Raw genomic sequence first — 26,565 nt, 5'->3', positions numbered from 1 at the left:
TGCCTTTTTTGTTTTTGTTGGTTTACAATATGATATTAAACATGTTTTTGGAAGCTAAAAAACAGCTTCGAATATTAACTTTATTTTTATTCATTTGTTATATTTGCAAAAGGACAAGACACCTTTAAATCAAGTAATAATTATGAAAAAAGAAATCAAATTCAGTTTGGTCTACCGCGATATGTGGCAGTCATCAGGGAAGTACCAGCCCAGAGCTGATCAGTTAGCCAAAATTGCTCCTCTAATCGTTGAAATGGGGTGTTTTGCCCGAGTCGAAACTAATGGAGGTGCTTTTGAACAAGTGAACTTGCTATATGGTGAGAATCCTAACAAGGCAGTGCGTACATTTACCAAGCCTTTACGTGAGGCGGGTATTCAGACGCATATGTTGGACCGTGGTTTAAATGCATTGCGAATGTATCCTGTTCCAGCTGATGTACGTCGGTTGATGTATAGGGTAAAACATGCGCAAGGAGTGGATATTACTCGTATTTTTTGTGGTTTGAATGAAGTTCGTAATATTATTCCTTCCATAAAATATGCTAAAGAAGCGGGAATGATTCCTCAAGCCACTCTTTGCATCACTTATTCTCCTGTACATACGGTGGATTATTATTCTTATATTGCCGACCAGTTAATAGAAGCGGGGGCACCCGAAATCTGTTTGAAAGATATGGCAGGTATCGGCCGTCCTGAAATGTTGGGGCAGTTGGTGAGAAATATCAAAGATAAACATCCTGAAGTCATTGTACAATATCATGGACATTCCGGTCCTGGGTTATCTATGGCATCTATTTTGGAAGTTTGTGAGAATGGTGCGGATATCATTGATGTCGCTATGGAGCCGTTGTCATGGGGAAAAGTGCATCCTGACGTAATTTCTGTACAGGCTATGTTGAAAAATGCAGGTTTTCAGGTACCTGAAATCAATATGAAGGCTTATATGAAAGCGCGTAGCATGACGCAGGAATTTATTGATGATTTTTTGGGATATTTTATTGATCCTACCAACAAACATATGTCTTCCTTGCTGCTGGGATGTGGACTTCCCGGTGGCATGATGGGTTCAATGATGGCCGATCTGAAAGGGGTGCATTCGGGCATCAATCTGATTCTGAAAGGACAGGGAAAGGAACCTATGAGTTTGGATGATTTGGTAGTGATGCTGTTTGAAGAAGTGGAATACGTATGGCCGAAATTGGGATATCCACCTTTAGTAACACCGTTTAGCCAATATGTGAAGAATGTGGCTTTGATGAATGTTATGCAATTGGTGAAGGGAGAGGAGAGATGGACGATGATTGATAACCATACATGGGATATGATTTTGGGAAAAAGTGGAAAATTGCCGGGTGCGTTGGCTCCTGAAATAATCGAACTGGCGAAAAGTAAAGGCTACGAATTCACTGATGAAGATCCTCAGGTGAACTATCCTGATGAGCTGGACAAGTACCGTAAGGAGATGGATGATAATGGATGGGAATATGGTGAGGATGAGGAAGAGTTGTTTGAACTGGCTATGCATGACCGGCAATACCGTGATTATAAATCGGGTGTAGCCAAGAAACGTTTTATGGATGATTTACAACGTGCTCAGGATGCGGCTATGGTAAAAAGTGGCTTCGATGAGGAAACGATCCGAAAATATAAGCGTGCTAAGGCAGATCCTATTATTGCACCGGATAAGGGGCAGATTTTATGGGAAGTTTCCGTGGAAGGTCCTTCTATGGCACCGTTTGTCGGACGGAAATACCAGCATGATGAAGTGTTCTGTTATATTTCCACTCCGTGGGGAGAGTATGAAAAGATTTTTGCTAATTTTACAGGACGTATTGTAGAAGTTTGCGCCCAACAAGGAGCTGTAGTTAATAAAGGTGATGTTATAGCTTATTTGGAAAGAACAGAGTTTACTGCATGATTTAAAGGTGCTATATAGCTTTTTTTATCCGCTATGGCAAGTGTTGAATTTGTCATGGCGGATGTTTTTATCTTTTCATTCTTTTAAAATTTGCATTCATTCAGTTATGTGTTATCTTTGTTGCCATGCAGAAAAAACAGGTAGATAAGAAAAAATATATGAGAAAGCTGTATCCGTGGTTGCTGGGAATGATTTTAGGAATAATGCCTTGTATCGTTTCAGCATCAGAAAATGACAGTATAAAAGTCGAGAGTCTGCTTCAAAAAGCTGCCCGGTTGCCGGCCGATAGCTGTAGGATATTGTTTTTTGCCCAAAATCTATTAGGGGTTCCATACGTAGCGAATACATTGGATGGGACAGATGAAGAGAGATTAGTTGTTCATTTGGATAAGGTGGATTGTACCACATTAGTTGAAACAGTACTTGCATTGAGTCTCGCTGACAAGTATGGGAAAAGTGACTTTGAAAGTTACAAAAAAGCGTTGCTGTGTATCCGCTATCGGAATGGAAAACAAGCCGGTTATGTCTCGCGTTTACATTACTTCAGTGATTGGATTAAGGATAACGAACAGAAAGGAATTGTACATGAACGTACAGGGGAATTAGGGCTTGCTGTATCACAAATCTTGAATTTGGATTTTATGTCCACACACTCTGACAATTATCACCGGTTGAAAAATAATCCTTCCATGATATCCCAGATGATTGAAATAGAGAGAAAATGGAAAAATGTTCCTGTTTCTTATATTCCTAAAACAAGTCTGAACGTTTCTTCTGAGGAGTTGGACATAAAGAATGGGGATATCATAGCGATTACTACCAATATAAAAGGGCTGGATGTGGTGCATACAGGATTTGCTTGTTGGGTGGATGGTAAATTGCATTTGCTTCATGCTTCATCGGTCATGAAGAAAGTTATTCTAGATTCTCAGACTCTCTTTGAATACTCTAAAAATAAGAAAGCCCACACGGGGGTGCGGGTTATTTCTTTTTCTTCTTTGAAACCGTAGAGGACGTATCTTGTTTGGGCGGAAATGTAGGGACGCATTTCATAAGATAAAGTATCTTCTTTTGTCTTTTAAGCATGTAGTTGCCAGGTCTGCTTGAATTGAATTTGCGAGGATTGGGAAGGCTGGCTGCAATTAGTGCGCATTCTTCCGGTGTCAGTTTGCTGGCATTCTTGTGAAAGTGTTCACGAGCTACTGCTTCGGCACCATAGATACCATTTCCCATTTCTATAGAGTTCAGATAGACTTCCATAATCCGTTCCTTGTTCCAAAATAGTTCTATCAAGGTGGTGAAATACACTTCAAGTCCTTTCCTGATCCAAGAAGAAGCAGGCCACAAGAAAATGTTTTTGGCTGTCTGTTGGCTGATAGTACTGGCACCTCGAGGGCGTTTTCGGTTCTTGTTTTCTTTTAAGGCTTTCTCTATTTCTTTGAAGTCAAAACCATTATGCTCGGCAAAGCGATTGTCTTCAGAGGCAATAACAGCCATAGACAGATGAGGGGATATGTTTTCTTTAGGTAGCCAAGAGTGTTTCCACTTTATATCTTCTCCATGAATGATTTGCTGGGTAGTACGGATAAACATCAACGGGGTAAAGTAAACCGGAATAAATCGTAAAACGATAACTGCGAGAATGGAAGAACCAAAGAAAAAAAGCAGCAGATTGCGGATGAATTTTAAAATCTTTTTTTTCATGCTTGTGTATTAAAAGCAATTTCGGGCAGAAATAACCTGTCCGAAATTGGTTTATTTTATATGTTATTCCAATGTTGTGACCGTTGGTTCGGGCGTATTGGATACGCTCTACAATAACGTCATTGATATCATTTCAGTGTTCCTGCTTCCGCTTGCTGAATCATCTGTTGGCTGGCATACATATATACTTCTACACGACGGTTCTGCTGGCGTCCCTCGGCTGTGTCATTATTACCTATCGGATCTGCTTGACCCAAGCCTTCTACGGACTTGATCTGGGAATTACTTACACCGCAACCCAACAGATAACTAGCCACACTTTGAGCGCGTTCTTGTGACAGATTGAGGTTTTTTTGGATACTTTGTTCAGCTGTACTGTTTCTCCAGCCCTGGTTGTCTGTATATCCATAAATGGATACATCCATATCTCTGTTCTGGTTCAATACGTTGTTTGCAAACTTGCTCAAGGCTGATTTCGCTTGTGCACTCAAGGCTGCATTTCCTGTATTGAAGAGAATACCGGAATCAAAAGTAACTTTTACAGCCTGAAGGCCATTGTTATCTGTTACTTGTTCTACCTGTGCTCCTTGGATTTGAGCAGCTTCTTCTGCTGCTTTATCCATTTTTTTCCCAATTAACACACCGGCACCTGTACCTACTGCCGCACCTACTGCCGCACCAATAGCCGCACCTTTACCATGTCCGGCTATTCCGCCGATAATTGCTCCCAATGCTGCACCGCCGCCGCCGCCGATCAGACCGCCTTTAGCGGTATTATTCATGTTACCACATCCACTGAATACTAATGTAGCACTCAGTAATAAAGCCATAATTTTAGTCTTTTTCATAATCATGTTCATTTTAATATATTAATGACTTAATGCAAAAATTGTTCATTAAACGGCCTGATAATTTAAAGCTTTCTTCTTGATAAGCATAAACCAGATCAGACAAATAATTCCTTTCATAGTGCTAGTGATGCTTATGCTCCACCAAATACCCGGCAAACCCCAGCCCCATGATACAAACAACAGTGCCATCGGGATGCGCAGATAGTTACAGGTGACGCTGATTACGGCAGGAGGCATGGTGCGCCCCATCCCATAAAATACGCCCTGTATGGTAATTTCCAGCATCATAAATAGTTGCGAGTATCCGTCAATACGTAGAAAGACACCGCCGGTTTCGTAAGCTGCTTTTTCAGGAACAAAGATAGAAAATATTTCGTTTCCATAACATATAAAAAGGAATGTGCAGAAAGATCCGAATATAAATGTCATCCATAAAGTGGTGCGATAGGCTTTCAGCACACGGGAGATTTGCCGCGCTGCATAATTCTGAGCTACAAAGGCACTGAGAGCTGTAGAAAAACCTTGGGAGGTGTTCCAGGTGATAGCTTCGATTTGTCCTCCGGTGGTGAGTGCCATCAGCCCTAAATGACCACCTTGTTCTGTGGCGGTTCTTCCGAGAAACATATTGACGAAAGCGAATAATGTATTGAGTGCCGCTACTGGTAATCCTATTTTCAAAATGTGGCGTGTATATTGTTTTTTCAGTTTAGTAAATAACCGAAAATCATCCCATAATATTTTCTTTTGTTTCAATTGATAGATAAACAGTATGCATACCGTAGCTTCGGCCAGCCAAGTGGCAATTGCTGCTCCCGTAGTTCCCCAGCTTAAACCAAAGATAAAGATAGGATCCAGTATTATATTTGTAATCAGTCCGATACCGTTAATGGAAAAAGGTATTTTGCTTCGTCCGGCGGCATTGAATATCCCTGTAAAGGCAGCTGATAAAAAGACGAATGGAAAGGCGGTTGCTATAATCCGTAGATATTCCACAGCCATCTTGGCTATATGAGGTTCTAGTTCATAGATACTGATAATAGGGGTGGCAAAGATAAATAACAATGCTCCCCAGCTCAATGATATAAGTAAGGACAAGGTAAGATTATGTGATGCGAATGCACGGGCAGCTTGCTCGTTTTGTGCCCCGATGGCTTGTCCTACGCTGACTTCCGAACCTACTTTGTTCAGAAGAGAGATAGATGTGGACATCCATGTAAGAATTCCTACCGAACCTACGGCGGCTATTGCCTCACTTCCTATTCTTCCTACCCAAGCCATGTCGGTCAGACTATATGCCATTTGTATGAATGAAGTAGCCATAATGGGCATTGCCAAAGTAAACAATTGCTTTAGGATAGGGCCTTGAGTCAGATTCTTAGTTCCTTTCATTCGTCATTAACGGATAAATTGTCTGCAAAGGTAGAAATTTATACTGATTTCTGTGGGGAATGCTGATAAAAATACTTTTCTATTACTCTTTTTAAATGGTCTGGATGTTTTATAAAAAACTTTGAAGTTCTTGAAGAAGGATAAAGCTTTTTCAAAAACTCCAAAGTCTTTTATGAGTATATTGATAGAAGTCGTTGATTAGTAAGCGAAAATAGGATATTTCTTCATTGTTTCGTTTACGCGTGCACGAACTTGTGCAATTACTTCTTCATTGTCTACGTTTGAAAGAACTGTCTCAATCATTTCGGCGATTTCCAACATCAAGTCTTCTTTTGCTCCGCGAGTTGTGATAGCGGGAGTTCCCAAACGGATACCTGAAGTTTGGAAAGCAGAACGGCTGTCAAATGGGACCATGTTCTTGTTTACAGTGATATCAGCAGCAACCAATGCTTTTTCTGCTACTTTGCCTGTCAGATCAGGGTATTTGGTACGCAGGTCTACCAGCATGGAGTGGTTGTCTGTACCACCGGAAACGATCGTAAAGCCACGGTCAATCAAAGCCTGTGCCAATACGGCTGCATTCTTTTTTACTTGTGTTTGATATTCTTTGTATTCCGGCTGTAAACATTCACCGAATGCAACAGCTTTGGCTGCGATGACATGTTCCAACGGGCCACCTTGTATACCAGGGAATACAGCAGAATCCAAAAGTTGTGACATCATCTTGATTTCACCTTTTGGAGTTTTCTTGCCCCATGGGTTAGGGAAGTCTTTACCCATCATGATGACACCGCCACGAGGGCCACGAAGGGTTTTATGGGTTGTTGAAGTGACGATATGAGCATATTTAACCGGGTTGTCCAACAGTCCGGCAGCAATCAGTCCGGCAGGGTGGGCCATATCAATCATCAGGATGGCTCCCACTTTATCTGCGATTTCACGCATACGTTTGTAGTCCCACTCGCGAGAATATGCAGAACCGCCACCGATAATCATTTTGGGTTTTTCACGTAATGCGATTTCTTCCATCTGATCGTAATCTACACGACCTGTTTCTTTGTTCAGGTTGTATTCACACGGAGTATAAATAATTCCGGATGTGTTTACCAATGAACCATGTGACAAGTGACCACCATGGGCCAAATTTAATCCCATAAATTTATCACCCGGATTCAAAACGGCCAGAAATACAGCAGCATTAGCCTGTGCTCCGGAGTGAGGTTGTACATTAGCCCATTCTGCTCCAAATATTTGTTTCAGTCTGTCGATAGCGATTTGTTCGCTCTGGTCTACCACTTCGCAACCGCCATAGTAGCGCTTGCCGGGATACCCTTCAGCATACTTGTTGGTAAGGCAAGAACCCATGGCTTGCATTACTTGGTCACTAACAAAGTTTTCGGATGCGATCAGCTCGATACCTTTGAGCTGGCGTTGATGCTCTTTTTCGATAATGTCGAAAATCAAATCGTCTCTTTTCATTTCTTTTTATAATAAGTTTATGTGCGATATTCGATTCTGAGTTCACAAAGTTAAGTAATTTTAGAATATAAGGAAATTATTTAGAGGAAAATATTTGGTGAGGTTACGGAAAAAAGATATATGACTTTCTTTTTGTCGTGTAGTAAGGTCTGAAGCTGCTGAAAGAGTTGAAGATAAGGGCGTTTTGAGGAAAGAAAAGGATATAAATGTGGCATTATGATATCTACTTAGAGGAAGCTTCCTACTTTAGAAAATAACTCCTAGCGAGAAGCTTAGCACATTGCGGTGTCGGTTAATGAAGATACCTTTTTCTTGGGACATTATTCCATCTGTGTCTTTTTTATAAATGATTGATTTGGAGATATTGGTGAGTCCGATTTCATACCGGAAATCAAAGAATATATTAGCAATATTTACTCCTAATCCGATAACAGAACTTATATTAATGGGGTGTAATTCTTCTTTTATACCAGAATATCCAAATCCTTCAAACTCTTCGGAAGTCTTATGTTTCCATACATATTCCAGTTTGGGACCGATAAAAAGTGCCATGCCGTAAGGCCTGCTTTTTACAAAACTATAACCATATAATATAGGTAGTTCCAAAGAGTGAATCGTGCTGTTCAGTTTAGCAAGCTCGGGAAGGGTGTTTTCTTTATTTTGATTTTTATTGAAAGCTATTTCACCTTTATAAATATTATACATAATTTCGGGTTGGATGAAATGCCTTTTCATGTGCACCCGAAAAAACATAGCGGCAAAATAGCCTACTTTATAATTATTTTGCACATCTTCCATTCGCTCTCCATCTAGCTCTAACCGACTGGTAAAATACATGGAAGAGTTGAAGCCTCCTTTTATTCCCACATTGATCTTAGGTTCCTCTTTCAGACCATTCTTTATTCCTTGTGCTGTAACGAACAGGGCAGGAAGTAATAAAGCGATTAATAAAAGGAGTTTCTTCATGAGATATTTTTAGGATTTTTCCTTGGTCTGTGATCTGTTCTTTTCTACAGACCAGCCAAACTTCCCGATTTTCGGTCCTAGTTCAAAATATCCGCCATGAACATAGACTAACGGGTTAGCTTCGGATAATTCGAATTTTCCTGTTTCCGCATTCAGGTATTTATCGTCGGCTTTTACATTTACCACATCGGCTATGAACATATCATGAGATCCTAGTGAGATGATTTCCTTTACTCTGCATTCTATACAGAGCGGGGATTCTTCGATGATGGGAGCACTGACTATTTTTGCTTTTCCCGGGGTCAGCTTCATTTCTTCAAATTTATTATAATCTTTGCCCGAACGCACTCCGCACCAGTCGGTAGCGAATGCCATGCTTTTGGTAGTAAGGTTGATGACGAATTCCATATTCCGTTTCAGAATGGGGTAGGAATGGCGTTCCGGACGCACGGATATATAACACATGGCGGGGTTGGTACAAATAGTACCTGCCCATGCCACTGTGATAATGTTATATTCTTCTTCCGTACTTCCGCAACTTACCAGTAGGGCCGGAAGAGGGTAAATCATAGTTCCCGGTTTCCAGTCTTGTTTCATATTCATTACAGTAGTTTGATACCTTCTTTACTTTGTTCCTTTTCGCAGTAATGACATTTCAAGATTCCATGTTCTTTGTCAATTACATGAAACAGGGTGGTCATTGGCTCATTGTTGGTGATACATTTGGGATTGGCGCATTTTACGATGCCACGTAATTCCTCAGGCATCAGGACTTGTTTCTTCTCTACCACCTCATAGTCACGGATAATGTTCAGTTTTACATTCGGGGCTACTACGGAAAGGCGGCTTATTTCCTCATCAGTAAAAAAGCGGTCGGCCACTTTTATAATTCCTTTTTTGCCTAATTTTTTGCTCTCGAAGTTGTTTCCGATGGTTATGTTAGAGTCAGAATCCTGCAAGCCCAATAGGGCGACTACAGTAAACAATTTATCGGAAGGTATATGGTCTATAACAGTGCCGTTTTTCAAAGCGGCTACCTGCAATGCTTGTTTATTATCGCTCATCTTCATTTTTGTTTTTACTTTTTTGCATCTTCTATAACATCATTCAAGGTTATGCCCAATACATCACAAAGGATGGCCTGGCGCGCATAAAGTCCGTTTTGTGCCTGCTGGAAATAGTAAGCTTTCGGATTCTCATCCACATCGTAAGCTATTTCGTTGACGCGGGGCAGAGGGTGCAGGATACGCAGATTGGGGCGGGTATGCTCCAGCATCTTATTCCTTAATATATATACATCTTTCACACGTTCATATTCCATCAGGTCGGTGAAACGTTCGCGTTGTACACGGGTCATGTAAAGAATGTCGGCGTCAGCAATGGTTTCTTCGTTAAAGTCTGTGTACTCTTTGTATTTAATATGGTGCTCCTTGCAGTAGATTTTATATTCTTCAGGCATTTTCAACTCTTCCGGAGCGATGAAATGGAAAGTGGGGTTGAAATGACGCATAGCCATCAGCAAAGAATGAACAGTTCGTCCGTATTTCAAGTCGCCTACTAGATAGATGTTTAAATTTTCAAGCGTTCCCTGTGTTTTGTATATGGAGTAGAGGTCTAGCATGGTTTGTGACGGATGTTGGTTGGCTCCGTCTCCGGCATTGACAATGGGCACCGGGGCGACTTCGCTGGCATATCTTGCGGCACCTTCCAGAAAATGGCGCATTACGATGATGTCGGCGTAATTGCTTACCATCATGATGGTATCTTTCAATGTTTCTCCTTTTGAAGAACTGGTTACTTTGGGATCGGTAAATCCGATAACGCGGGCTCCCAGTCTGTTTGCTGCGGTTTCAAAACTGAGTCGTGTACGGGTGGAGGGCTCAAAGAAAAGGGTGGCAACAACTTTGCCGTCCAAGATTTTACGGTTAGGCTTCTTTTCAAACTCTTTTGCCATCTCCAAAAGGTAGAGGATTTTCTCTTTCGAGTGTTCGGCAATAGTAACTAAACTTCTATTTTCCATATTGGCTTGTATTTATAATTACAATTTATACGGAGTGTAAAGGTATGAAAAAAAAATAAATGAGCGAAGAATTAAAAGATATTTCGTTGAACTTTGTTAGAAACACATTCTATCTCAAAGTTTTTCCTTACTTTTGTACCGTTAATTACTAGAAAATGTCATGAGGAAGAAATTTATATACGTGCTTTGGGCTCTTGTAGTCGGCGTACTGTTAGTTATAGCGCTTATATTCACCGCAATAGCGAAAGGATGGATTGGATATGTACCGCCTATTGAGGAATTGGAAAATCCGAATTTAAAGTTTGCAACCGAGATTATATCCGATGACGGCAAGATGCTGGGTACTTGGTCACTTAGTAAGGAGAATCGTGTTTTTGTAGGTTATGACCAGCTTTCATCGAATCTGATTCGTGCGCTGATTGCTACCGAAGATGAACGTTTTGCAGAACATTCCGGCATTGATGCCCGTGCGTTTGTCCGTGCTTTGGTGAAACGGGGAGTGATGATGCAGAAGAATGCCGGTGGGGGTAGTACCATAACCCAGCAGTTGGCAAAACAATTCTATTCACCTACGGCAGATAATGTGATGGAACGTCTGTTGCAGAAGCCCATTGAATGGGTAATAGCTGTTCAGTTGGAACGCTATTATACAAAGGAAGAGATTCTGACTATGTATCTTAATAAGTTCGATTTCTTGAATAATGCAGTAGGTATCAAAACAGCTGCCAATACTTACTTCTCGAAAGAACCGAAAGATTTGAGCATTGAGGAAGCGGCTACTTTGGTTGGTATGTGTAAGAATCCGTCTCTTTATAATCCGAAACGTTTTAATGAACGTTCACGTGGACGGCGTAATGTGGTGCTTGGCCAGATGCGGAAGGCGGGATACCTGACTGATGCGGAAACTGATTCATTAAAGGCGTTGCCTCTCGTCTTAAAATATCGTCGTGTGGATCATAAAGAAGGTTTGGCAACTTACTTCCGTGAATATCTGCGTGGAGTAATGACAGCCAAGGAGCCGAAGAAAAGTGATTATCGCGGATGGCAGATGCAGAAATATTATGAAGATTCATTGGCATGGAAAACGAATCCGCTTTTCGGGTGGTGTGCTAAAAACAAGAAGAAAGACGGTACCAACTACAATATTTATACAGACGGTCTTAAGATCTATACCACTATTGATTCACGTATGCAGAAATATGCGGAAGAGGCTGTTTATGAACATGTGGCGCAATACTTGCAACCTCGTTTCTTCAAGGAAAAACGGAAAAAGAAAACAGCTCCGTTTACTAATCAGTTGACAGAGGAGGAGGTGAATACCATCATGACCAGGGCTATGAAACAGACTGATCGTTATCGTATTATGAAAGAAGCCGGATGCTCGGAAGCGGAAATAAAGAAAGCGTTTAATACTAAATACGAAATGTCTGTATTTTCTTACGAGGGAGAGAAGGATACCATTATGACTCCGATGGATTCTTTGAAATATTATAAATTCTTCCTTAGGGCGGGATTTATGTCTATGGATCCCTTGACAGGTCATGTGAAGGCGTATGTGGGTGGTCCTAACTATAATTATTTCCAATATGATATGGCGATGGTGGGGCGTCGCCAAGTAGGTTCTACTATTAAACCTTACGTGTATACTTTGGCTATGGAGAACGGTTTCTCTCCCTGTGATCAGGTGCGTCACGTAGAGCAGACATTGATAGATGAGAACGGGCGTCCATGGTCACCACGTAATGCCAGCAAAAAGCGTTATGGAGAAATGGTAACTATCAAATGGGGATTGGCTAATTCGGATAATTGGGTAACGGCTTATTTGATGGGGAAACTTAATCCTTATCAGTTGGTTCGTCTGATTCATTCATTCGGTGTGCAGAACAAACAGATAGACCCCGTAGTATCACTCTGTTTGGGACCTTGTGAAATTTCTGTAGGGGAGATGGTCAGCGCTTATTCAGCATTCGCAAACCGAGGTATCCGTACAGCACCAGTATTTGTAACCCGTATTGAGGATAATGAAGGTAATGTATTAGCGAATTTCACTCCGCAAATGGATGAGGTGATTAGTGAGACCAGTGCTTACAAAATGCTGGTTATGTTGCGTGCGGTCGTTAATGAGGGTACCGGTGGACGTGTACGCCGTCTGTATGGCATTACTGCTGATATGGGGGGGAAGACAGGTACAACCAACCGTAACTCTGACGGTTGGTTTATGGGATTCACTCCCTCATTGGTGTCCGGTGTATGGGTAGGCGGTGAAGAACGTGATATTCATTTTGATACGATGGTAGACGGGCAGGGGGCTGCTATGGCGCTTCCTATTTGGGGACTTTATATGCAGAAAGTCTATAAAGACAAGAGCTTGGGATATTCTCAGGATGAGAAATTCAATATTCCTGATGACTTTGACCCTTGCAAAGATACCTTAATAGATGAAACTTCGGTAGAAGAAACCGGAGGTTTGGATAATATATTTGAATAATTGAAAGATTTATCAATAAAAAAGTCTGTTTGCAAGGAAAAGCAAACAGACTTTTTTTATTGATATACCTTTTATAAAAGGTGCTTTCTCTACTTGGTGTTGTGGAAAATAATTTATGTAAAAATAGTGAAAACCCTTGCTGTTTCGTAAGAAAATACTATATTTACAAAAAGAAAATCTTTACCTTATGAAGATAGGAGGTAATTATGGATAGAGATGTAACTCTGTATCAGATAACTAATGTTATGGCCGAGAGAGTTTTCCAAAAAATAGATAACTTCAATAAAGGCCGTAGAGAAGATGCGGGATATTATGCAATCAGTGTTTCTACCCCTTACCGATCATATTATGCATTATGGCGTATATTTCCGGACAATATTTATTCCCCTTTGTTTATTCAATCGCTGGCTGTCACTTTTAATGATGCGGCAGAACGTGCTTTTCAGTATTTGCAGAACTGTAACGTCCTGCTGAAAGTAAAAGACAATACTTTTTTTGAACCTTATTATGGAATATCCGAGGATATAGTCGCATTTGGAAAATATCGTGGAAAAAGATTAGCGGAGGTTTATTACATTGATCCTAACTATGTACTTTGGCTGGCACACAAATTTGAGGCCCGAAATCCTAGGGATAAGAAGCTGGCAATGTTAGCGAAGGCTTTTGCTACTGTGCATTATGAAACGGTTATCAGAAAACATCATTTGCCGGCTGGCAGTCGTTTTATCGGTCAGCCGGGAGAAAAACTATCCGACTTGCGTTTAGAAGTCTTAGGGATAAGGTTACAACTGGACATATACAAAACAACCGGATATTATGTGGACCAGAGTGTGCTTGCCGCTGATGCTGATGGCAACCGTTATACTTTCATTATAAAGGCGGCGGCTTCCAGTATGTCACCGGATATGTTGAGCTGTTATACAAAAAAAATCAATGTCCATGAAAGTTTGTATTTAAAATCGGCTAAAGTTCTTTCTCATTATGAGAACAAAGGAATAAAATATACTCGCATAGGATATTTGAAGTTCAAATAGAGACCGGGCGAGGTGGGAAAAGTACTTGTCTTCATTCATGAAGATAAGGGCAGGTGGCAAGATATTATATGTTTTTATTCTATTAAGTTGGGAAAAACTTTTAGTGTTCTGAATTTTCTTGGTGACATGCCGGTTATTCGTTTAAAGAAACGGGTGAATGAGGACGGAGTAGAAAAATTCAGTTTATAGCAAATCTCCTGAATGGTAAGGTTGGAAGAAATCAGTAGGGCTTTTGCTTCAATAATTACATAATTGTCAATCCAGTTTCCTGCCAGTTCTCCGCTAACATCCCGGATTATGGAAGATAAATACTTAGGGGTTAGACAAAGTTTCTCAGCATAAAAAGAAATGTCTCTTTCTTTATAATGATGGGTTTCTACCAGTTTTAAAAACTGTTTGAATATGTCTTCTTTATGCGGCAGTTTTTTCTTTTTTATTTCCAGATGCTTTAGTAGGAGCTGGCATACTTCGTAGAAAGTAGCTTGTATCAGATATTGTATGGTAAAATCACGAAACAGATTATTTTCTTCACTGATTTTTTTGTAAAGCAATACATGATATGTTTTCAATAAATCTGTTTCCGCGATATTCAAATTGACACATGGATGATTTTTTAGAGGAATTAAAAGAGACATCATTTTATAAAAATTATCTCGGGTATCAAAATATTTATTAGATATCATGATGAGATGTGCTTTGTAATCCTCGCTTATTTTATTATATTTAATTATTTGATTAGGCACCATCATTAGTAATGTATTCTCTTTAGTAGAATAGTTGATGGAGTCTATTTCTATTTCAGAAGTTCCGGAAAGGCACAGTATAAATGAAGTATAGGTCGTTTTATATGAATTGTTGTGAAAGAAAGGATGGGCAAGAGTCTTGCGGGTAAGATCTTTTCCCGTATTATTATAAATAATGAAATCATCGGAAAAATAATCTGCGTTAATGAAAAAGCCGGTATTCCAGATGTCTATGTCGGTATGTCCTTTTATCATTCTTGATGTTATTTAAAGTAAAAGAATAAATTTAATTGGAATGAAACAACACCATTCGACTATTTGCTAATAATAAGCGACATTCAGAAAATTATTAGTTCTGTGTTATGGTTGTAAAAAGCCTTCCCTCATGGCGAGAGAAGGCTTTTTATTATCCGTTAACCTTTTTGTAATCGGCCAGGAACTTTTCTAATCCTATATCTGTCAATGGATGGTTTAGAAGGCCTTTAATGGCGGATAACGGGCAGGTTACTACATCTGCTCCCACTTCCGCACATTGTAATATATGTAAGGTGTTTCGGATGGAGGCGGCAAGAACTTGTGTCTTGTAGTCATAAGTTTGGTACAATTCTACAATTTGTGCAACCAGTCCTACACCGTCATTGCAAATATCATCCAGTCTGCCGACAAACGGAGATACATAGGTAGCCCCCGCCTTTGCCGCAAGTAATGCCTGTCCGGCAGAGAAAACCAGTGTACAATTGGTACGGATTCCTTTATTGCTGAAATATTTGATAGCTTTGATGCCGTCCTCAATACAAGGAACTTTTACTACAATGTGTGGATTAAGGGCTGCCAGTTCTTCACCCTCTTTGATCATTCCTTCGTAATTGGTGGCAATGACTTCGGCGCTGACATCTCCATCCACAATATTACATATCTCGATGTAATGCTTATGTTGGTTCTCAACTCCCTTAATACCTTCTTTAGCCATTAAAGAGGGATTAGTAGTTACACCGTCCAGTACGCCCAATGCGTTTGCTTCGCGAATTTGTTCCAGATTAGCTGTGTCAATAAAGAATTTCATAACTTTTTCTTTTAGATAATTAAAATCAGGTTAGCAATAGGCTGCTAAGCTACTGATATTAACAATGATAAACAAGCAAATGTTCCGATTTATCTGTTATGAGTTCTTTTTATAACTGAACACGGCCCAACCGTTCAACATGATAGCCATAAAAAGCAAGGCAATAAATTGCATGATCAAGTCATCGAATCCGCTTCCTTTCAAATAGACCATACGTGTCACTTGTATAAAATATTTCAAGGGATTGGCTATGGTGATGGCTTGAGCCCACTCGGGCATACTGTTGATGGGGGTGAATAATCCGCTCATCAGCATGATGATAATCACAAAGAAAAACATGACAAACATGGCCTGCTGCATGGTTCGGGAATAGTTGGAAACTACCAGTCCCATACCCGAAATGACGATAATGAACAGCAATGCGAAGAAATGAAGCAGCCATAAATGACCGGCCGGAACCAGACCATAGACTAACCATGCCAGAATGATACTGATTGTGAGGATCAGCATGCCGGCTACCCAGTAAGGAATCAGCTTGGCCAGAATGAAAGTGAACTTGCTTACAGGAGTCACATTGATTTGTTCGATGGTTCCGAATTCTTTTTCACTCACAATATTAAGAGCTGGCAGAAATCCGCATAACATCATCAACAATTGCGCCATCAGTGCCGGAACCATAAATACCTTATAATCCAGATAGAGGTTGAAACGTCCTTGGGTATCTATTTTTATCACCGGGGAGGGAGAAATAGAGCCGGAATGGGAAATCCGGATTTCAGTGGCATAGGCATTCACTATATTACTGAGGTAGGAACTTCCCAACGTTCCTTTCGTCCCATTTACGGTGTTGGCTGAAACCAGTACTTTTGCTACGCCGGTTTTCAGCAAATCGCGTTCAAAGTGTGGCGGGATTTCCAAAATGAGGTCGGCATCTCCTTTTTCAATGCATTGCATCGCTTCCTGATAGTTGTTTGATACATCTATCAGATGAAAATATTCGGAAGCTTCCACTTTCTGTACTAATCGGGTAGAATAGGGGCTGCGGTCATTATCCACTATGCTGAGATTCATATTTTTGATTTCGAAGTTTGCGGCCCAAGACTCAACATCTTGCCGTAAGCACGATAGGTAGCTTCTAGAGTATGACGTTGCTGTATGTTGTTCAATTGTTCCACTTTTACAGCATCCAAATCGGCTTGATTGGCAATGCCATTCTTTACATACGCTGCAACATTGTCATAATTCCTTTGTAATTCTTCCTGCATAAGCTGGTTTTGCTTCAATTGCTCTTTCAATAACAGGATGCCAAAAAAAAGTTGGGGTTACCCGTTCGTTGATGGCATACATGTCCACTTCCAGTTTCTGTTTGTCTACTTCGGATGTGGCACGGGTTACCTCTTTCCGTGCCCGGATGTTACCACCGTCCCATACCACTTGGTCCAGTTGCAACGTAGCTTGGTATTGATCCTTGCTTCTTTTCCGCATTCATTGGTCAGAATCTCCCTGTATATAAATAAAGGTAGTTCGGGATTAGCAGTCTTGTTTAACAGGATTGTTAGTAAACGCAAATGTATAAGGAATCATTGGAAACAACAAACAGATGAGATAAAAAATGTGCTTTCTGTTCTTATGAAATGTTTTTTTCAAGGAAAGCTAATCTCTTTTTTGAGGCAGGTTAAGGCTTTTCTTTCTGTTGTGTTCTATCTCCATAGGCTTTGGAGTTAACTCCAAAGGCTGCGGAGATAACTCCAAAGGTTATGGAGATAACTCCAAAGCCTATGGAGATAGAAATAGAACGGCCGGAAAGCCTTAGCCTTCTTGGTAGAAAGCCTTAGGTCTGCCAATGAAAATACTTAGCTGTTTTCCCACCTGTCAGGTTGGGCCTCTCAGTAACACTATCGTTTGCCATAGGGGGGATGGAGGCGGGGTATCACAAGGTGATAATGATTAGTATATAATAAGGTATAAGCTCTAAAAGAGCACAGACATTCCACGGCGGATATATTCTCTTTCCATATCTTCCGGTTTCAATATCTTATTGTCAAAGACCAGCAGGTCAATATCCAGTTTTACCACCCCTTGAGCCTTGTCTTCGGGAATCCGTCCGCTGCGTCGTTCCAATTCTTTAAACAAATCACGAACGGAATCGGGTGAAAGCGTAGTGCTGAATTTTGCCAGTTGATTGCTGAAAGGGGAGTGAAAGCCGCTGCCAACAGCTTCCGTTTCCATCATCTCGCCGAAATGAATGTCGGGAAACGTGGTGCGCAATGCTTCCCGTGCAACCGAGAGTTGCGCGTAACGGTTGGTATTAGAGCCCATACAAAGCAAACAATGGTGTTCGTCCATAACATTTATTGCATTAATGGTGCAAATGTATGAAATGTTTTTGTTACTTTTGCATGAATATATAAAAGAAATGCTACCATGAAATTTATTGGAATTATTCCTGCAAGATATGCCTCTACACGTTTTCCTGCCAAACCTCTGGCCGTCTTGGGAGGCAAGCCTGTGATTCAGAGAGTCTATGAACAAGTGTCCGGCATATTGGATGAAGCATATGTAGCGACGGACGATGAACGCATTGAATCCGCTGTAAAAGCTTTTGGCGGAAAAGTGGTCATGACCTCCGTTCACCATAAAAGCGGCACAGACCGTTGCTATGAAGCGTATACCAAAGTAGGACGAGGATATGATGTGGTTGTAAATATCCAGGGTGATGAACCTTTTATTCAAAAATCACAGCTTGAAGCCGTGAAAGCTTGCTTTGAAGATCCTGCCACACAGATTGCGACTTTAGTGAAACCTTTCATCCCGGATGACGGGCTTGAAGCCTTGGAAAATGTAAACTCTCCCAAAGTAGTAGTCGGTAAGAATATGAATGCTTTGTATTTCAGCCGTTCCATCATTCCTTTCCAGCGTAATGTGGAGAAGGAAGGCTGGCTGAAAGGGCATACTTACTATAAACATATCGGTCTGTATGCTTATCGGGCCGATGTACTGAAAGAAATAACTTCGCTTCCACAATCTTCGCTGGAGCTGGCTGAATCGTTGGAGCAGCTTCGTTGGCTGGAAAATGGTTATACTATTAAGGTGGGAATCAGTGAAGTGGAGACAATAGGCATTGATACGCCTCAGGATCTGGCACGTGCCGAAGCATTTTTAAAACAAAGGGAGGGGGAGTAAATGCTGGACAGAACCACCCCACCGCCAATCCGCCAACTAAGCGAATTCAGTATAACCCGTCCCGACAGGAGGACGATGAAGAACGGGATGCCTTTGAATATCATTCATGCGGGAACCGAGGATGTTGTACGTTTCGATCTTCTGATAGGAGGCGGACAATGGAATCAGGAACAGCCGTTGCAGGCTATGTTTGCCAACAGGATGCTGCGTGAGGGAGCTGGGAATTTAACGTCTTCACAGATTGCGGAGCGATTGGATTATTATGGAGCCTGGCTGGAGTTATCTTCTTCCGTGAACTATGGATTCATAACACTTTACTCTCTGAATAAATATTTTGCCCGCACGCTGGCCGTCATATCCGAGATGATAAAGGCTCCTACGTTTCCGGCAAAGGAACTTTCCGTGGTGGCCGATACGAACAAACAGCAATTCCTGGTGAACAGCACCCGGGTGGAAATGATTGCCCGAAAGCAGCTGAATACAGCCTTGTTCGGTCCGGAGCATCCTTTCGGGCGCTATGCGGTAGCGGAGGATTATGACCGGATTACCCCGGAGGTGCTCCGTTCGTTTTATCGGAAATATTATCATTCGGGCAATTGTTCGGTATATATTTCGGGAAAGGTCACATCGGAAATTATCCGTTGTATAGAAGATAACTTGGGAAGTGGACAATGGGGGGAAGTGACGGAAAAAGCAAAGACAATGCTTGTTCCTCCGGTTACCACCAAAGAAAAGCGTATCTTTATAGAACGTGAGGATGCACTTCAAAGTTCCTTGAAAATGGGATGTTTCGTAATGGACCGTCATCATCCGGACTTTTTGAAGGCACGTGTCATGGTCACTTTGTTCGGAGGGTATTTCGGGAGCCGTCTGATGTCCAATATCCGTGAAGACAAGGGATATACATACGGTATCGGCGCAGGCATTGTGTCCTATCCGGGAACGGGAATACTGACTGTCAGTACCGAGGCGGCCAATGAATATGTGGATTCTATCATAACAGAAGTTTATCGGGAGATGGACAAATTGTGTAATGATCTCGTTCCTCAAGAAGAATTGGAAATGGTGAAGAACTATATGCTGGGCGATTTATGCCGGTCGTACGAGGGACCTTTTTCTTTGTCTGATGCCTGGATTTATATAGAAACGGCAGGGCTGGACGAACGCTTCTTTATCCGTTCGCTGGATGCCATTCGGGGAATCACCAGAGAAGAAATACGCATATTGGCTCAAAAGTATTTCTGCAAAGAAAACTTAATAGAGGTCATTGCGGGTAAAAAAGTGTAATAACCTATCATGTCCAAAGATAGAAAATCGTATCTTTGGCATAATCTTATCTATTATAAGTAACGAACCAATGAAGAAATACGTATATATATTATTGCTTTTGGCATCGGTCAGTACATTGGCCACCGCCCAGATAAAAATCGGGAATTATACTTTTAAAGACGGGGGCGAATATACCGGAGAACTGAAAGGCAGAAAACCAAACGGTAAAGGAAAAACAATCTACAAGAACGGAAATACCTACGAAGGGGAATATATAAAAGGTAAACGCGAGGGGAACGGGACATATACGTTTCACGATGGAGAAAAGTATGTGGGGCAATGGTTCCAGGACCAGCAACACGGCAGCGGAACCTATTATTTTATGAATAACAACCGGTATGAGGGTATGTGGTTTGCCGACTATCAGCAGGGTGAAGGCACTATGTATTATTATAACGGAGATGTTTATATAGGTAACTGGTTTCAGGACAAACGTAGCGGAAAGGGTACTTATACCTGGAAAGCAGGAGCCAAATATGAGGGCGAATGGAAAGAAGACAAGAAAAACGGACAGGGTGTTATGGTATGGCCCGACCAGTCAAAATATGAAGGCGAGTGGAAAGATGACGCACGTGACGGAAAGGGGACGTTTTACTATGTCAACGGTGACAAGTATGTGGGTGACTGGAAGGATGACGTGCAGCACGGTAAAGGCATTTATTACTTTCATAGCGGTGACCGTTACGAAGGTGACTACGTGAACGGTGAACGTACCGGGCAGGGTATTTATATACATAAGAATGGCGACAAGTATGTAGGGCAGTTCAAGAACGGCGAGCAGCATGGGACCGGAACCTTTACATGGGCCAACGGTGCTGTGTATGAAGGGCAGTGGGTGAATAACCAGCGCAGCGGTAAAGGACACTATATTTGGGCGAACGGCGATGACTATGAAGGTGAATGGAAAAACAACATGGCCGACGGTGAAGGCACTCTGCGCACGGCTGACGGAACCAAATACAAGGGGCATTTCGTAAAAGGAAAGGAAGACGGCAAAGGTGTGCTTGAAGATAAGAACGGAGTACGCTATGACGGATTTTTCAAACAAGGGAAGAAACACGGCGCTTTTGTGGAGACTGACAAGAATGGAAATGTAATCCGTAAAGGTGTTTATAAGTTTGGAACGCTGGATGCGGAACAAAAATAAGAATATAATGTTGGATTTAGAGAAGATAACGTTGAATGTACGTGAAATAGCACTCCGGGCGGGTGCTTTTCTTCGTAATGAGCGTAGCGGTTTTGACCGTAGCAAGGTAGAGAAGAAAAATGCTCACGACTATGTGTCGTATGTAGATAAGGAATCGGAACGCCGTATTGTGGCCCAACTTCGGGAATTGCTTCCCGAAGCAGGATTCATTGCCGAAGAAGGTTCGGGCAGCCTGACTACGGAAAACTATTGCTGGCTGGTAGATCCGCTGGACGGAACCACCAATTTTATCCATAATAATGCTCCTTATTGTGTGAGTATCGCCCTTCGCAATAAAGAAGAACTGCTGGTTGGGGTGGTGTATGAGGTATGCCGCGATGAACTTTACTGGACTTATAAAGGAGCGCCTTCTTATCTGAACAACAAAGAAATACATGTATCAGATGTTTCTGATATGGACGAAGCGTTTGTGGCGTTAGGCTTTCCATACGATTCGCAAAAGTATAAGCCTTTGGCGGAGCATATCGTGCACGAGTTATATGGAAATGTGGGAGGCATGCGCCTGCAAGGAGCTGCTGCGGCAGAACTTTGCTATGTAGCTGCCGGTCGCTTTGAAGCCCGTATAGAAGGGCTGCTGGGACCGTGGGATATTGCTGCCGGTTCGATAATCTTGATGAATGCCGGTGGAAAAGTGACAGATTACAGCGGAGGGGGAGACTTTTATTCCGGTCGTGAAGTGTTGGCTACTAATGGAAAGTTGCATGATGAGTTTCTCAAGGTCTTGGGAAAAAAATAAATACTTCGCTTTTTTCTAGTTCGTTACAAATATATTTTGTAAGTTTGTCAAGTGAACACATGAACATAATGTAACATGGATGTATCTGTTATCTTTCAATTTTTAAAAGACCTGGCCGCAAACAATAACCGGGAGTGGTTTCAGGGGCATAAGGATGAATATCTGAAAGCTCAAAAAGAGTTTGAGGAATTACTGACAGCAATCATCGCCCGCATTTCGTTGTTTGACGAAAGTATTGTCGGTATTCAAGCCAAGGACTGTACATACCGAATTTATCGCGACACGCGTTTTTCCAGTGATAAGACTCCTTATAAGATACACTTGGGCGGCTATATCAACGCTCGTGGAAAGAAATCGGAACATTGTGGATATTATGTTCATATAGAGCCTGATAACTGTATGCTTGCTGGTGGAAGCTGGTGCCTGGAACCTAAAGTGCTGAAAGCTGTCCGCCAGTCCGTTTATGACAACATAGACGAATACAGGGAAATTGTGGAAGATCCTGCGTTCAAGCAATACTTTCCTGTTATCGGAGAAAATCACTTAAAAACGGCTCCCAAAGGATTTCCGAAAGATTTTAAATATATTGATTATTTAAAATGTAAGGATTATACCTGTGCTTATATGGTGCCTGATGCGTTTTTCCTTGCCCCTGACCTGTTGGACAAAGTAGAGGATGTTTTCAAGCAACTGAAGCGTTTTGCTGATTTTACAAATTTCACAATAGACGACTTTGAATGATAAAAGCAATATTTTAACCATTAAAATGAAATAATTATGGTAGTAGACAGATTAGAAAACTTAGAAAAGTACGCTTCATTGAATCCTTTGTTCGCTAAAGCAATGGAATATCTGAAGACTACAGACTTGAACGCTCAGGAATTAGGAAAAGTAAAATTACAGGGTGATGATCTGGTAGTAAACTTTTCTCAGACCAAGCCTAAAACTAAAGAAGAAGCAAAATTAGAAACTCATAATCAGTTTATTGATATACAGATTCCTCTGTCAGGGGTGGAAGTGATGGGTTATACGGCCCGTGAAGATCTTCCCGAAGCAGACTATGATGCAGATAAGGATATCTCGTTCTATCCGGGACTTGCCGAAAGCTATATTCCTGTAAAGCCGGGAATGTTTGCCATCTTTTTTCCACAGGATGCTCACGCTCCGGGAGTGTCTCCTGACGGTGTGAAAAAAGTGATCGTTAAAGTTTTGGTTTGAAAGAGAATAACTAACAAGTAATCATATTATGGAAAATACCACTCCTAAATTAGGCATAATAGAAAGTGATCCTTGGCTGGAACCGTATTCGGCAGCGATTGAAGGACGCCATCAGCATGCACTAGACAAAGAATTGGAACTGACCGGAGGCAAAGGAACTTTATCGGACTTTGCCACCGGATATTTATATTTCGGCTTGCATCGTACCAGAAGAGGGTGGGTGTTCCGTGAATGGGCTCCGAATGCGAAGGAAATTTATCTTATCGGAGATTTCAACGACTGGAAAGAACATGGCGATTATAGGATGTACCATGTAAAGAACTCTCCTGGTGTATGGGAGGTGGAATTACAAAGCGGTGCTATAAAGCATGGTGATTTGTATAAACTGAAAGTCCGTTGGAATGGCGGTGAAGGAGAACGCATACCGGCATGGGCCAACCGTGTGGTACAGGATGAGCAGACAAAGATATTCAGTGCACAGGTCTGGGAACCGGAGAATCCTTACCGGTTCAGAAAGAAGGTGTTCCGTGCAAAGACTGATCCTTTGATGATTTATGAATGTCATATCGGTATGGCTCAGGAAGAAGAAAGGGTAGGGACTTATAATGAGTTCCGTGAGAAAATATTGCCGCGTATAGCGGAAGCCGGATATAACTGTATTCAGATTATGGCTATTCAGGAGCATCCTTATTATGGGAGTTTCGGGTATCATGTTTCCAGTTTCTTTGCTCCGTCATCCCGCTTCGGTACACCGGATGAATTGAAGGAATTGATTGATACGGCACATAGAATGGGAATTGCCGTCATTATGGATATTGTTCACTCTCATGCCGTGAAGAATGAAGTGGAGGGACTTGGCAATTTTGCCGGTGATCCTAATCAATACTTCTATCCGGGCGGGCGGCGTGAACATCCGGCATGGGATTCCTTATGCTTTGATTATGGTAAGAATGAGGTGATTCATTTCTTGCTGTCCAATTGTAAGTATTGGATGGATGAGTTCCGTTTTGACGGTTTTCGTTTTGACGGTGTGACATCGATGTTGTATTATAGCCACGGCTTGGGAGAGGCGTTCTGTAATTATGGGGATTACTTTAACGGGAATCAGGATGATAATGCGATTTGTTATTTGACATTGGCCAACAAGTTGATTCATCAGGTAAATTCCAAAGCGATTACCATTGCGGAAGAAGTTTCGGGTATGCCCGGGTTGGCAGCACCGATTCAAGATGGTGGATATGGGTTTGATTACCGTATGGCCATGAATATTCCGGATTATTGGATTAAAACAATCAAGGAGAAGATTGATGAAGACTGGAAACCGAGCAGCATGTTCTGGGAAGTGACCAACAGACGCAAGGACGAGAAGACTATTTCGTATGCCGAAAGCCATGACCAGGCATTGGTGGGCGATAAGACTATAATTTTCCGTCTGATAGATGCTGACATGTATTGGCATTTCCAGAAAGGGGATGAAAATTATACAGTGCATCGCGGCATCGCATTGCATAAGATGATTCGTTTGCTTACTGCCTCTACCATCAATGGAGGATATTTGAACTTTATGGGTAATGAATTCGGGCATCCCGAATGGATTGATTTCCCGCGTGAAGGTAACGGATGGTCGCATAAATATGCCCGTCGTCAGTGGGGGCTTTTTGATAATAAGAACCTGTGTTACCATTACTTGGGCGATTTTGATTCAGCTATGGTCCACCTCATTGAGAGTGTGAAAAATATTCAGGAAACTCCAGTGATTGAAGTATGGCATAACGACGGTGACCAAGTGTTGGCTTACCGGCGTAAGAATTTGATTTTTGTATTTAATTTCAATCCTACCAAGTCATTTACAGACTATGGTTTCCTAGTGCCTGTCGGGGCGTATGATGTGGTACTGAATACGGATGCGACAGCTTTCGGAGGCAATGGTCTGGCTGATGACAGTATACGTCATTTCACTAATTTCGACCCTCTTTATAAGAAGGATAAAAAGGAATGGCTGAAACTGTATCTGCCTGCCCGTTCGGCTGTGGTATTGAAAAAAGTGAAAGAGTAATTTATGAGCAGCAACAACAGCTTATCCTATAAAAGAGCCGCCCGCATCCTCACGGTTGCGTGCGGTCTTCTTTTCTCTATTTTTAGTATTGTCTATCTTTTTGTGCTTCAGAAAGATGTAGTAGGTGCATTGCATTATTCATTGTCACAAGGAAAGACACATTATTCTCCGTTGGTGGGAGCTATTATCATTACAGTGGTTTTATTGGTATTCCGTTGGGGAATCAATGGATTGATGGGATTAAAGGGGCCTGTACGGACACTTTCTTATTTCCCGTCTTGTCTGTTGCTGGGAGTGCTGACGGATGTGGACCGGACTATTTTCTACGGAGGAAACATAGGAGATAAATGGTTTTGGCTGCTGCCGTTGCTTTTGCTTATATATATAGGTGTGGTCTATACTTTACGGCGTGTGTTTCGTTCCTGGCTGAATCAAGAGGGGTCCATATTGGGCTTAATAAACTCTAACTTAGCTATTTTGACACTTTTATGCCTGATGACGGTAGGTATAGGAAATACGAATGTGAATTTTCATCATGAACTGGCTGTGGAGCAGGCTATCCGTAATCATCATTATGAAGCTGCACGGATGGTAGGAGCAAAGTCTTTGGAAACAACCCGTACATTGGCAGTGCTTAGAGCCTATGCTATGTCTTTGGAAGGTACCATGGGGGAGCATTTGTTTGAATATCCTCAATATTATGGTGCGGAAGGGCTTTTGTTTGCGCCTCATTCTCAGGAAACTTTGCGCTTGAATGCCGATAGCTTGTATGCTTATCTTGGTGCAAGACCACATGTTGCAGAAAAGACAGTAGACTTTTTGGCTCGTATCTGTCGTGATGAAATAGGTAGACATACCGCTTTGAATTATTATATGAGTGCATTGCTGCTGGATAAGAAATTGGACAAATTTGTATCGGCGGTTGATATGTATTGTTTCGAGCAAGATACATTGCCGCGTTATTATCGTGAGGCATTGGTGCTTTACAAACGGACTCATCCTGGATATGGAAGAGAAGTCAAAGACACGCTGATGGTGCGGCGTTTGGATGAGTTTCTTAACCGTCAGAAGGAATTTTCATCACCGGTGGAAGAGAAAAACCATATGCGGCGGGAATATGGTGATACCTATTGGTGGTATTATCGTTATCAATAAGTTATTTTTATACTTTTTGATCCTAT

The 26,565-nt window shown here is 41.6% G+C and carries 24 protein-coding genes and 1 pseudogene; 12 read left to right on the top strand and 13 right to left on the bottom strand.

Annotated elements, in window-relative coordinates; all coding sequences use genetic code 11:
- The first annotated feature begins 142 nt into the window (after window positions 1-142).
- Both BVU_RS16820 and BVU_RS16815 read left to right on the top strand, forming a co-directional pair.
- Window positions 143-1,918, top strand: coding sequence for a biotin/lipoyl-binding protein (locus BVU_RS16820; protein ID WP_008668959.1), 1,776 nt, complete (start codon window positions 143-145; stop codon window positions 1,916-1,918).
- A gap of 125 nt (window positions 1,919-2,043) precedes the next feature.
- Window positions 2,044-2,928, top strand: a complete 885-nt coding sequence (locus tag BVU_RS16815) for an N-acetylmuramoyl-L-alanine amidase-like domain-containing protein (RefSeq protein WP_005841982.1) — start codon at window positions 2,044-2,046, stop codon at window positions 2,926-2,928.
- On the opposite strand, the gene mtgA is transcribed toward BVU_RS16815, so the two are convergent.
- The 8 genes from mtgA to pyrB form a co-directional block, all read right to left on the bottom strand.
- Entirely contained in the window at window positions 2,900-3,622 is a 723-nt protein-coding gene (mtgA, locus tag BVU_RS16810; RefSeq protein WP_005841984.1) for a monofunctional biosynthetic peptidoglycan transglycosylase, read from the bottom strand. The two genes, BVU_RS16815 and mtgA, sit on opposite strands and share 29 nt — an antisense overlap.
- A gap of 128 nt (window positions 3,623-3,750) precedes the next feature.
- Window positions 3,751-4,470: an OmpA family protein gene (locus tag BVU_RS16805; RefSeq protein ID WP_005852557.1), complete on the bottom strand. Its 720-nt coding sequence runs from the start codon at window positions 4,468-4,470 to the stop codon at window positions 3,751-3,753.
- Between the two features lie 48 nt (window positions 4,471-4,518).
- Entirely contained in the window at window positions 4,519-5,862 is a 1,344-nt protein-coding gene (locus BVU_RS16800; protein ID WP_005841989.1) for an MATE family efflux transporter, read from the bottom strand.
- A gap of 198 nt (window positions 5,863-6,060) precedes the next feature.
- The gene (glyA, locus tag BVU_RS16795) at window positions 6,061-7,341 is read right to left on the bottom strand and encodes a serine hydroxymethyltransferase (RefSeq protein WP_005841993.1); all 1,281 of its coding nucleotides are present in this window, start codon (window positions 7,339-7,341) and stop codon (window positions 6,061-6,063) included.
- 246 nt (window positions 7,342-7,587) lie between these two features.
- A complete protein-coding gene (locus BVU_RS16790; protein ID WP_012055634.1) occupies window positions 7,588-8,307 on the bottom strand; it encodes a porin family protein in 720 nt (239 codons plus the stop codon).
- Window positions 8,308-8,316: 9 nt separating this feature from the next.
- Window positions 8,317-8,904 carry a flavin reductase family protein gene (locus BVU_RS16785; protein WP_005852554.1) on the bottom strand — a complete coding sequence of 196 codons (588 nt, stop codon included), beginning with the start codon at window positions 8,902-8,904 and terminating at the stop codon, window positions 8,317-8,319.
- A 5-nt stretch (window positions 8,905-8,909) separates the two neighbouring features.
- Entirely contained in the window at window positions 8,910-9,377 is a 468-nt protein-coding gene (pyrI, locus tag BVU_RS16780; protein ID WP_005841999.1) for an aspartate carbamoyltransferase regulatory subunit, read from the bottom strand.
- Between the two features lie 8 nt (window positions 9,378-9,385).
- Window positions 9,386-10,327 carry an aspartate carbamoyltransferase gene (gene pyrB / locus BVU_RS16775; RefSeq protein ID WP_005842002.1) on the bottom strand — a complete coding sequence of 314 codons (942 nt, stop codon included), beginning with the start codon at window positions 10,325-10,327 and terminating at the stop codon, window positions 9,386-9,388.
- 160 nt (window positions 10,328-10,487) lie between these two features.
- On the opposite strand from pyrB, the gene BVU_RS16770 reads away from it, so the two are divergent.
- Both BVU_RS16770 and BVU_RS16765 read left to right on the top strand, forming a co-directional pair.
- A complete protein-coding gene (locus BVU_RS16770; RefSeq protein ID WP_005852552.1) occupies window positions 10,488-12,815 on the top strand; it encodes a transglycosylase domain-containing protein in 2,328 nt (775 codons plus the stop codon).
- Window positions 12,816-13,021: 206 nt separating this feature from the next.
- Window positions 13,022-13,849 (top strand): hypothetical protein, encoded by an 828-nt coding sequence (locus BVU_RS16765; protein ID WP_005852550.1) that lies wholly within the window; start codon window positions 13,022-13,024, stop codon window positions 13,847-13,849.
- Window positions 13,850-13,923: 74 nt separating this feature from the next.
- Here the strand turns inward: BVU_RS16765 and BVU_RS16760 are convergent, their stop codons facing one another.
- The 5 genes and pseudogenes from BVU_RS16760 to BVU_RS16735 form a co-directional block, all read right to left on the bottom strand.
- Window positions 13,924-14,847 (bottom strand): helix-turn-helix domain-containing protein, encoded by a 924-nt coding sequence (locus tag BVU_RS16760; protein ID WP_005842069.1) that lies wholly within the window; start codon window positions 14,845-14,847, stop codon window positions 13,924-13,926.
- A gap of 151 nt (window positions 14,848-14,998) precedes the next feature.
- Complete coding sequence (gene fsa, locus BVU_RS16755) at window positions 14,999-15,655, bottom strand: fructose-6-phosphate aldolase (protein WP_005842067.1); 657 nt, start codon at window positions 15,653-15,655, stop codon at window positions 14,999-15,001.
- A gap of 96 nt (window positions 15,656-15,751) precedes the next feature.
- Window positions 15,752-16,822 carry an ABC transporter permease gene (locus BVU_RS16750; RefSeq protein ID WP_373207472.1) on the bottom strand — a complete coding sequence of 357 codons (1,071 nt, stop codon included), beginning with the start codon at window positions 16,820-16,822 and terminating at the stop codon, window positions 15,752-15,754.
- A pseudogene (locus tag BVU_RS22885) lies at window positions 16,753-17,140 on the bottom strand (TolC family protein); the annotation flags it as partial. The gene BVU_RS16750 and the pseudogene BVU_RS22885, both read right to left, overlap by 70 nt.
- Before the next feature lie 486 nt (window positions 17,141-17,626).
- Window positions 17,627-18,001, bottom strand: a complete 375-nt coding sequence (locus tag BVU_RS16735) for a 2-amino-4-hydroxy-6-hydroxymethyldihydropteridine diphosphokinase (RefSeq protein WP_005842059.1) — start codon at window positions 17,999-18,001, stop codon at window positions 17,627-17,629.
- 78 nt (window positions 18,002-18,079) lie between these two features.
- Here BVU_RS16735 and kdsB point away from each other — a divergent pair, with 78 nt between their 5' ends.
- The 8 genes from kdsB to BVU_RS16695 all read left to right on the top strand — a co-directional run bounded on the left by kdsB (window position 18,080) and on the right by BVU_RS16695 (window position 26,539).
- The gene (gene kdsB / locus BVU_RS16730) at window positions 18,080-18,838 is read left to right on the top strand and encodes a 3-deoxy-manno-octulosonate cytidylyltransferase (RefSeq protein ID WP_005842057.1); all 759 of its coding nucleotides are present in this window, start codon (window positions 18,080-18,082) and stop codon (window positions 18,836-18,838) included.
- Entirely contained in the window at window positions 18,839-20,125 is a 1,287-nt protein-coding gene (locus tag BVU_RS16725) for a M16 family metallopeptidase (RefSeq protein ID WP_005842055.1), read from the top strand.
- Window positions 20,126-20,195: 70 nt separating this feature from the next.
- Window positions 20,196-21,314: a phosphatidylinositol-4-phosphate 5-kinase gene (locus BVU_RS16720; protein ID WP_005842053.1), complete on the top strand. Its 1,119-nt coding sequence runs from the start codon at window positions 20,196-20,198 to the stop codon at window positions 21,312-21,314.
- A gap of 7 nt (window positions 21,315-21,321) precedes the next feature.
- Complete coding sequence (locus tag BVU_RS16715; RefSeq protein WP_005842051.1) at window positions 21,322-22,110, top strand: inositol monophosphatase family protein; 789 nt, start codon at window positions 21,322-21,324, stop codon at window positions 22,108-22,110.
- A 75-nt stretch (window positions 22,111-22,185) separates the two neighbouring features.
- Complete coding sequence (locus BVU_RS16710; RefSeq protein ID WP_012055633.1) at window positions 22,186-22,851, top strand: DUF2461 domain-containing protein; 666 nt, start codon at window positions 22,186-22,188, stop codon at window positions 22,849-22,851.
- 36 nt (window positions 22,852-22,887) lie between these two features.
- On the top strand, window positions 22,888-23,328 hold the full coding sequence (locus BVU_RS16705; protein ID WP_005842047.1) for a YhcH/YjgK/YiaL family protein: 441 nt from the start codon (window positions 22,888-22,890) through the stop codon (window positions 23,326-23,328).
- A 28-nt stretch (window positions 23,329-23,356) separates the two neighbouring features.
- The gene (locus BVU_RS16700) at window positions 23,357-25,384 is read left to right on the top strand and encodes an alpha amylase C-terminal domain-containing protein (RefSeq protein ID WP_005852530.1); all 2,028 of its coding nucleotides are present in this window, start codon (window positions 23,357-23,359) and stop codon (window positions 25,382-25,384) included.
- 3 nt (window positions 25,385-25,387) lie between these two features.
- On the top strand, window positions 25,388-26,539 hold the full coding sequence (locus BVU_RS16695; RefSeq protein WP_012055632.1) for a DUF6057 family protein: 1,152 nt from the start codon (window positions 25,388-25,390) through the stop codon (window positions 26,537-26,539).
- Window positions 26,540-26,565 lie beyond the last annotated feature (26 nt).

It is taken from the genome of Phocaeicola vulgatus ATCC 8482, from assembly GCF_000012825.1.
In the GTDB taxonomy this organism is placed as follows: domain Bacteria; phylum Bacteroidota; class Bacteroidia; order Bacteroidales; family Bacteroidaceae; genus Phocaeicola; species Phocaeicola vulgatus.
The sequence above is the reverse complement of the archived record's forward strand: the minus strand, read 5'-3'. Positions and strand labels throughout refer to the sequence as shown.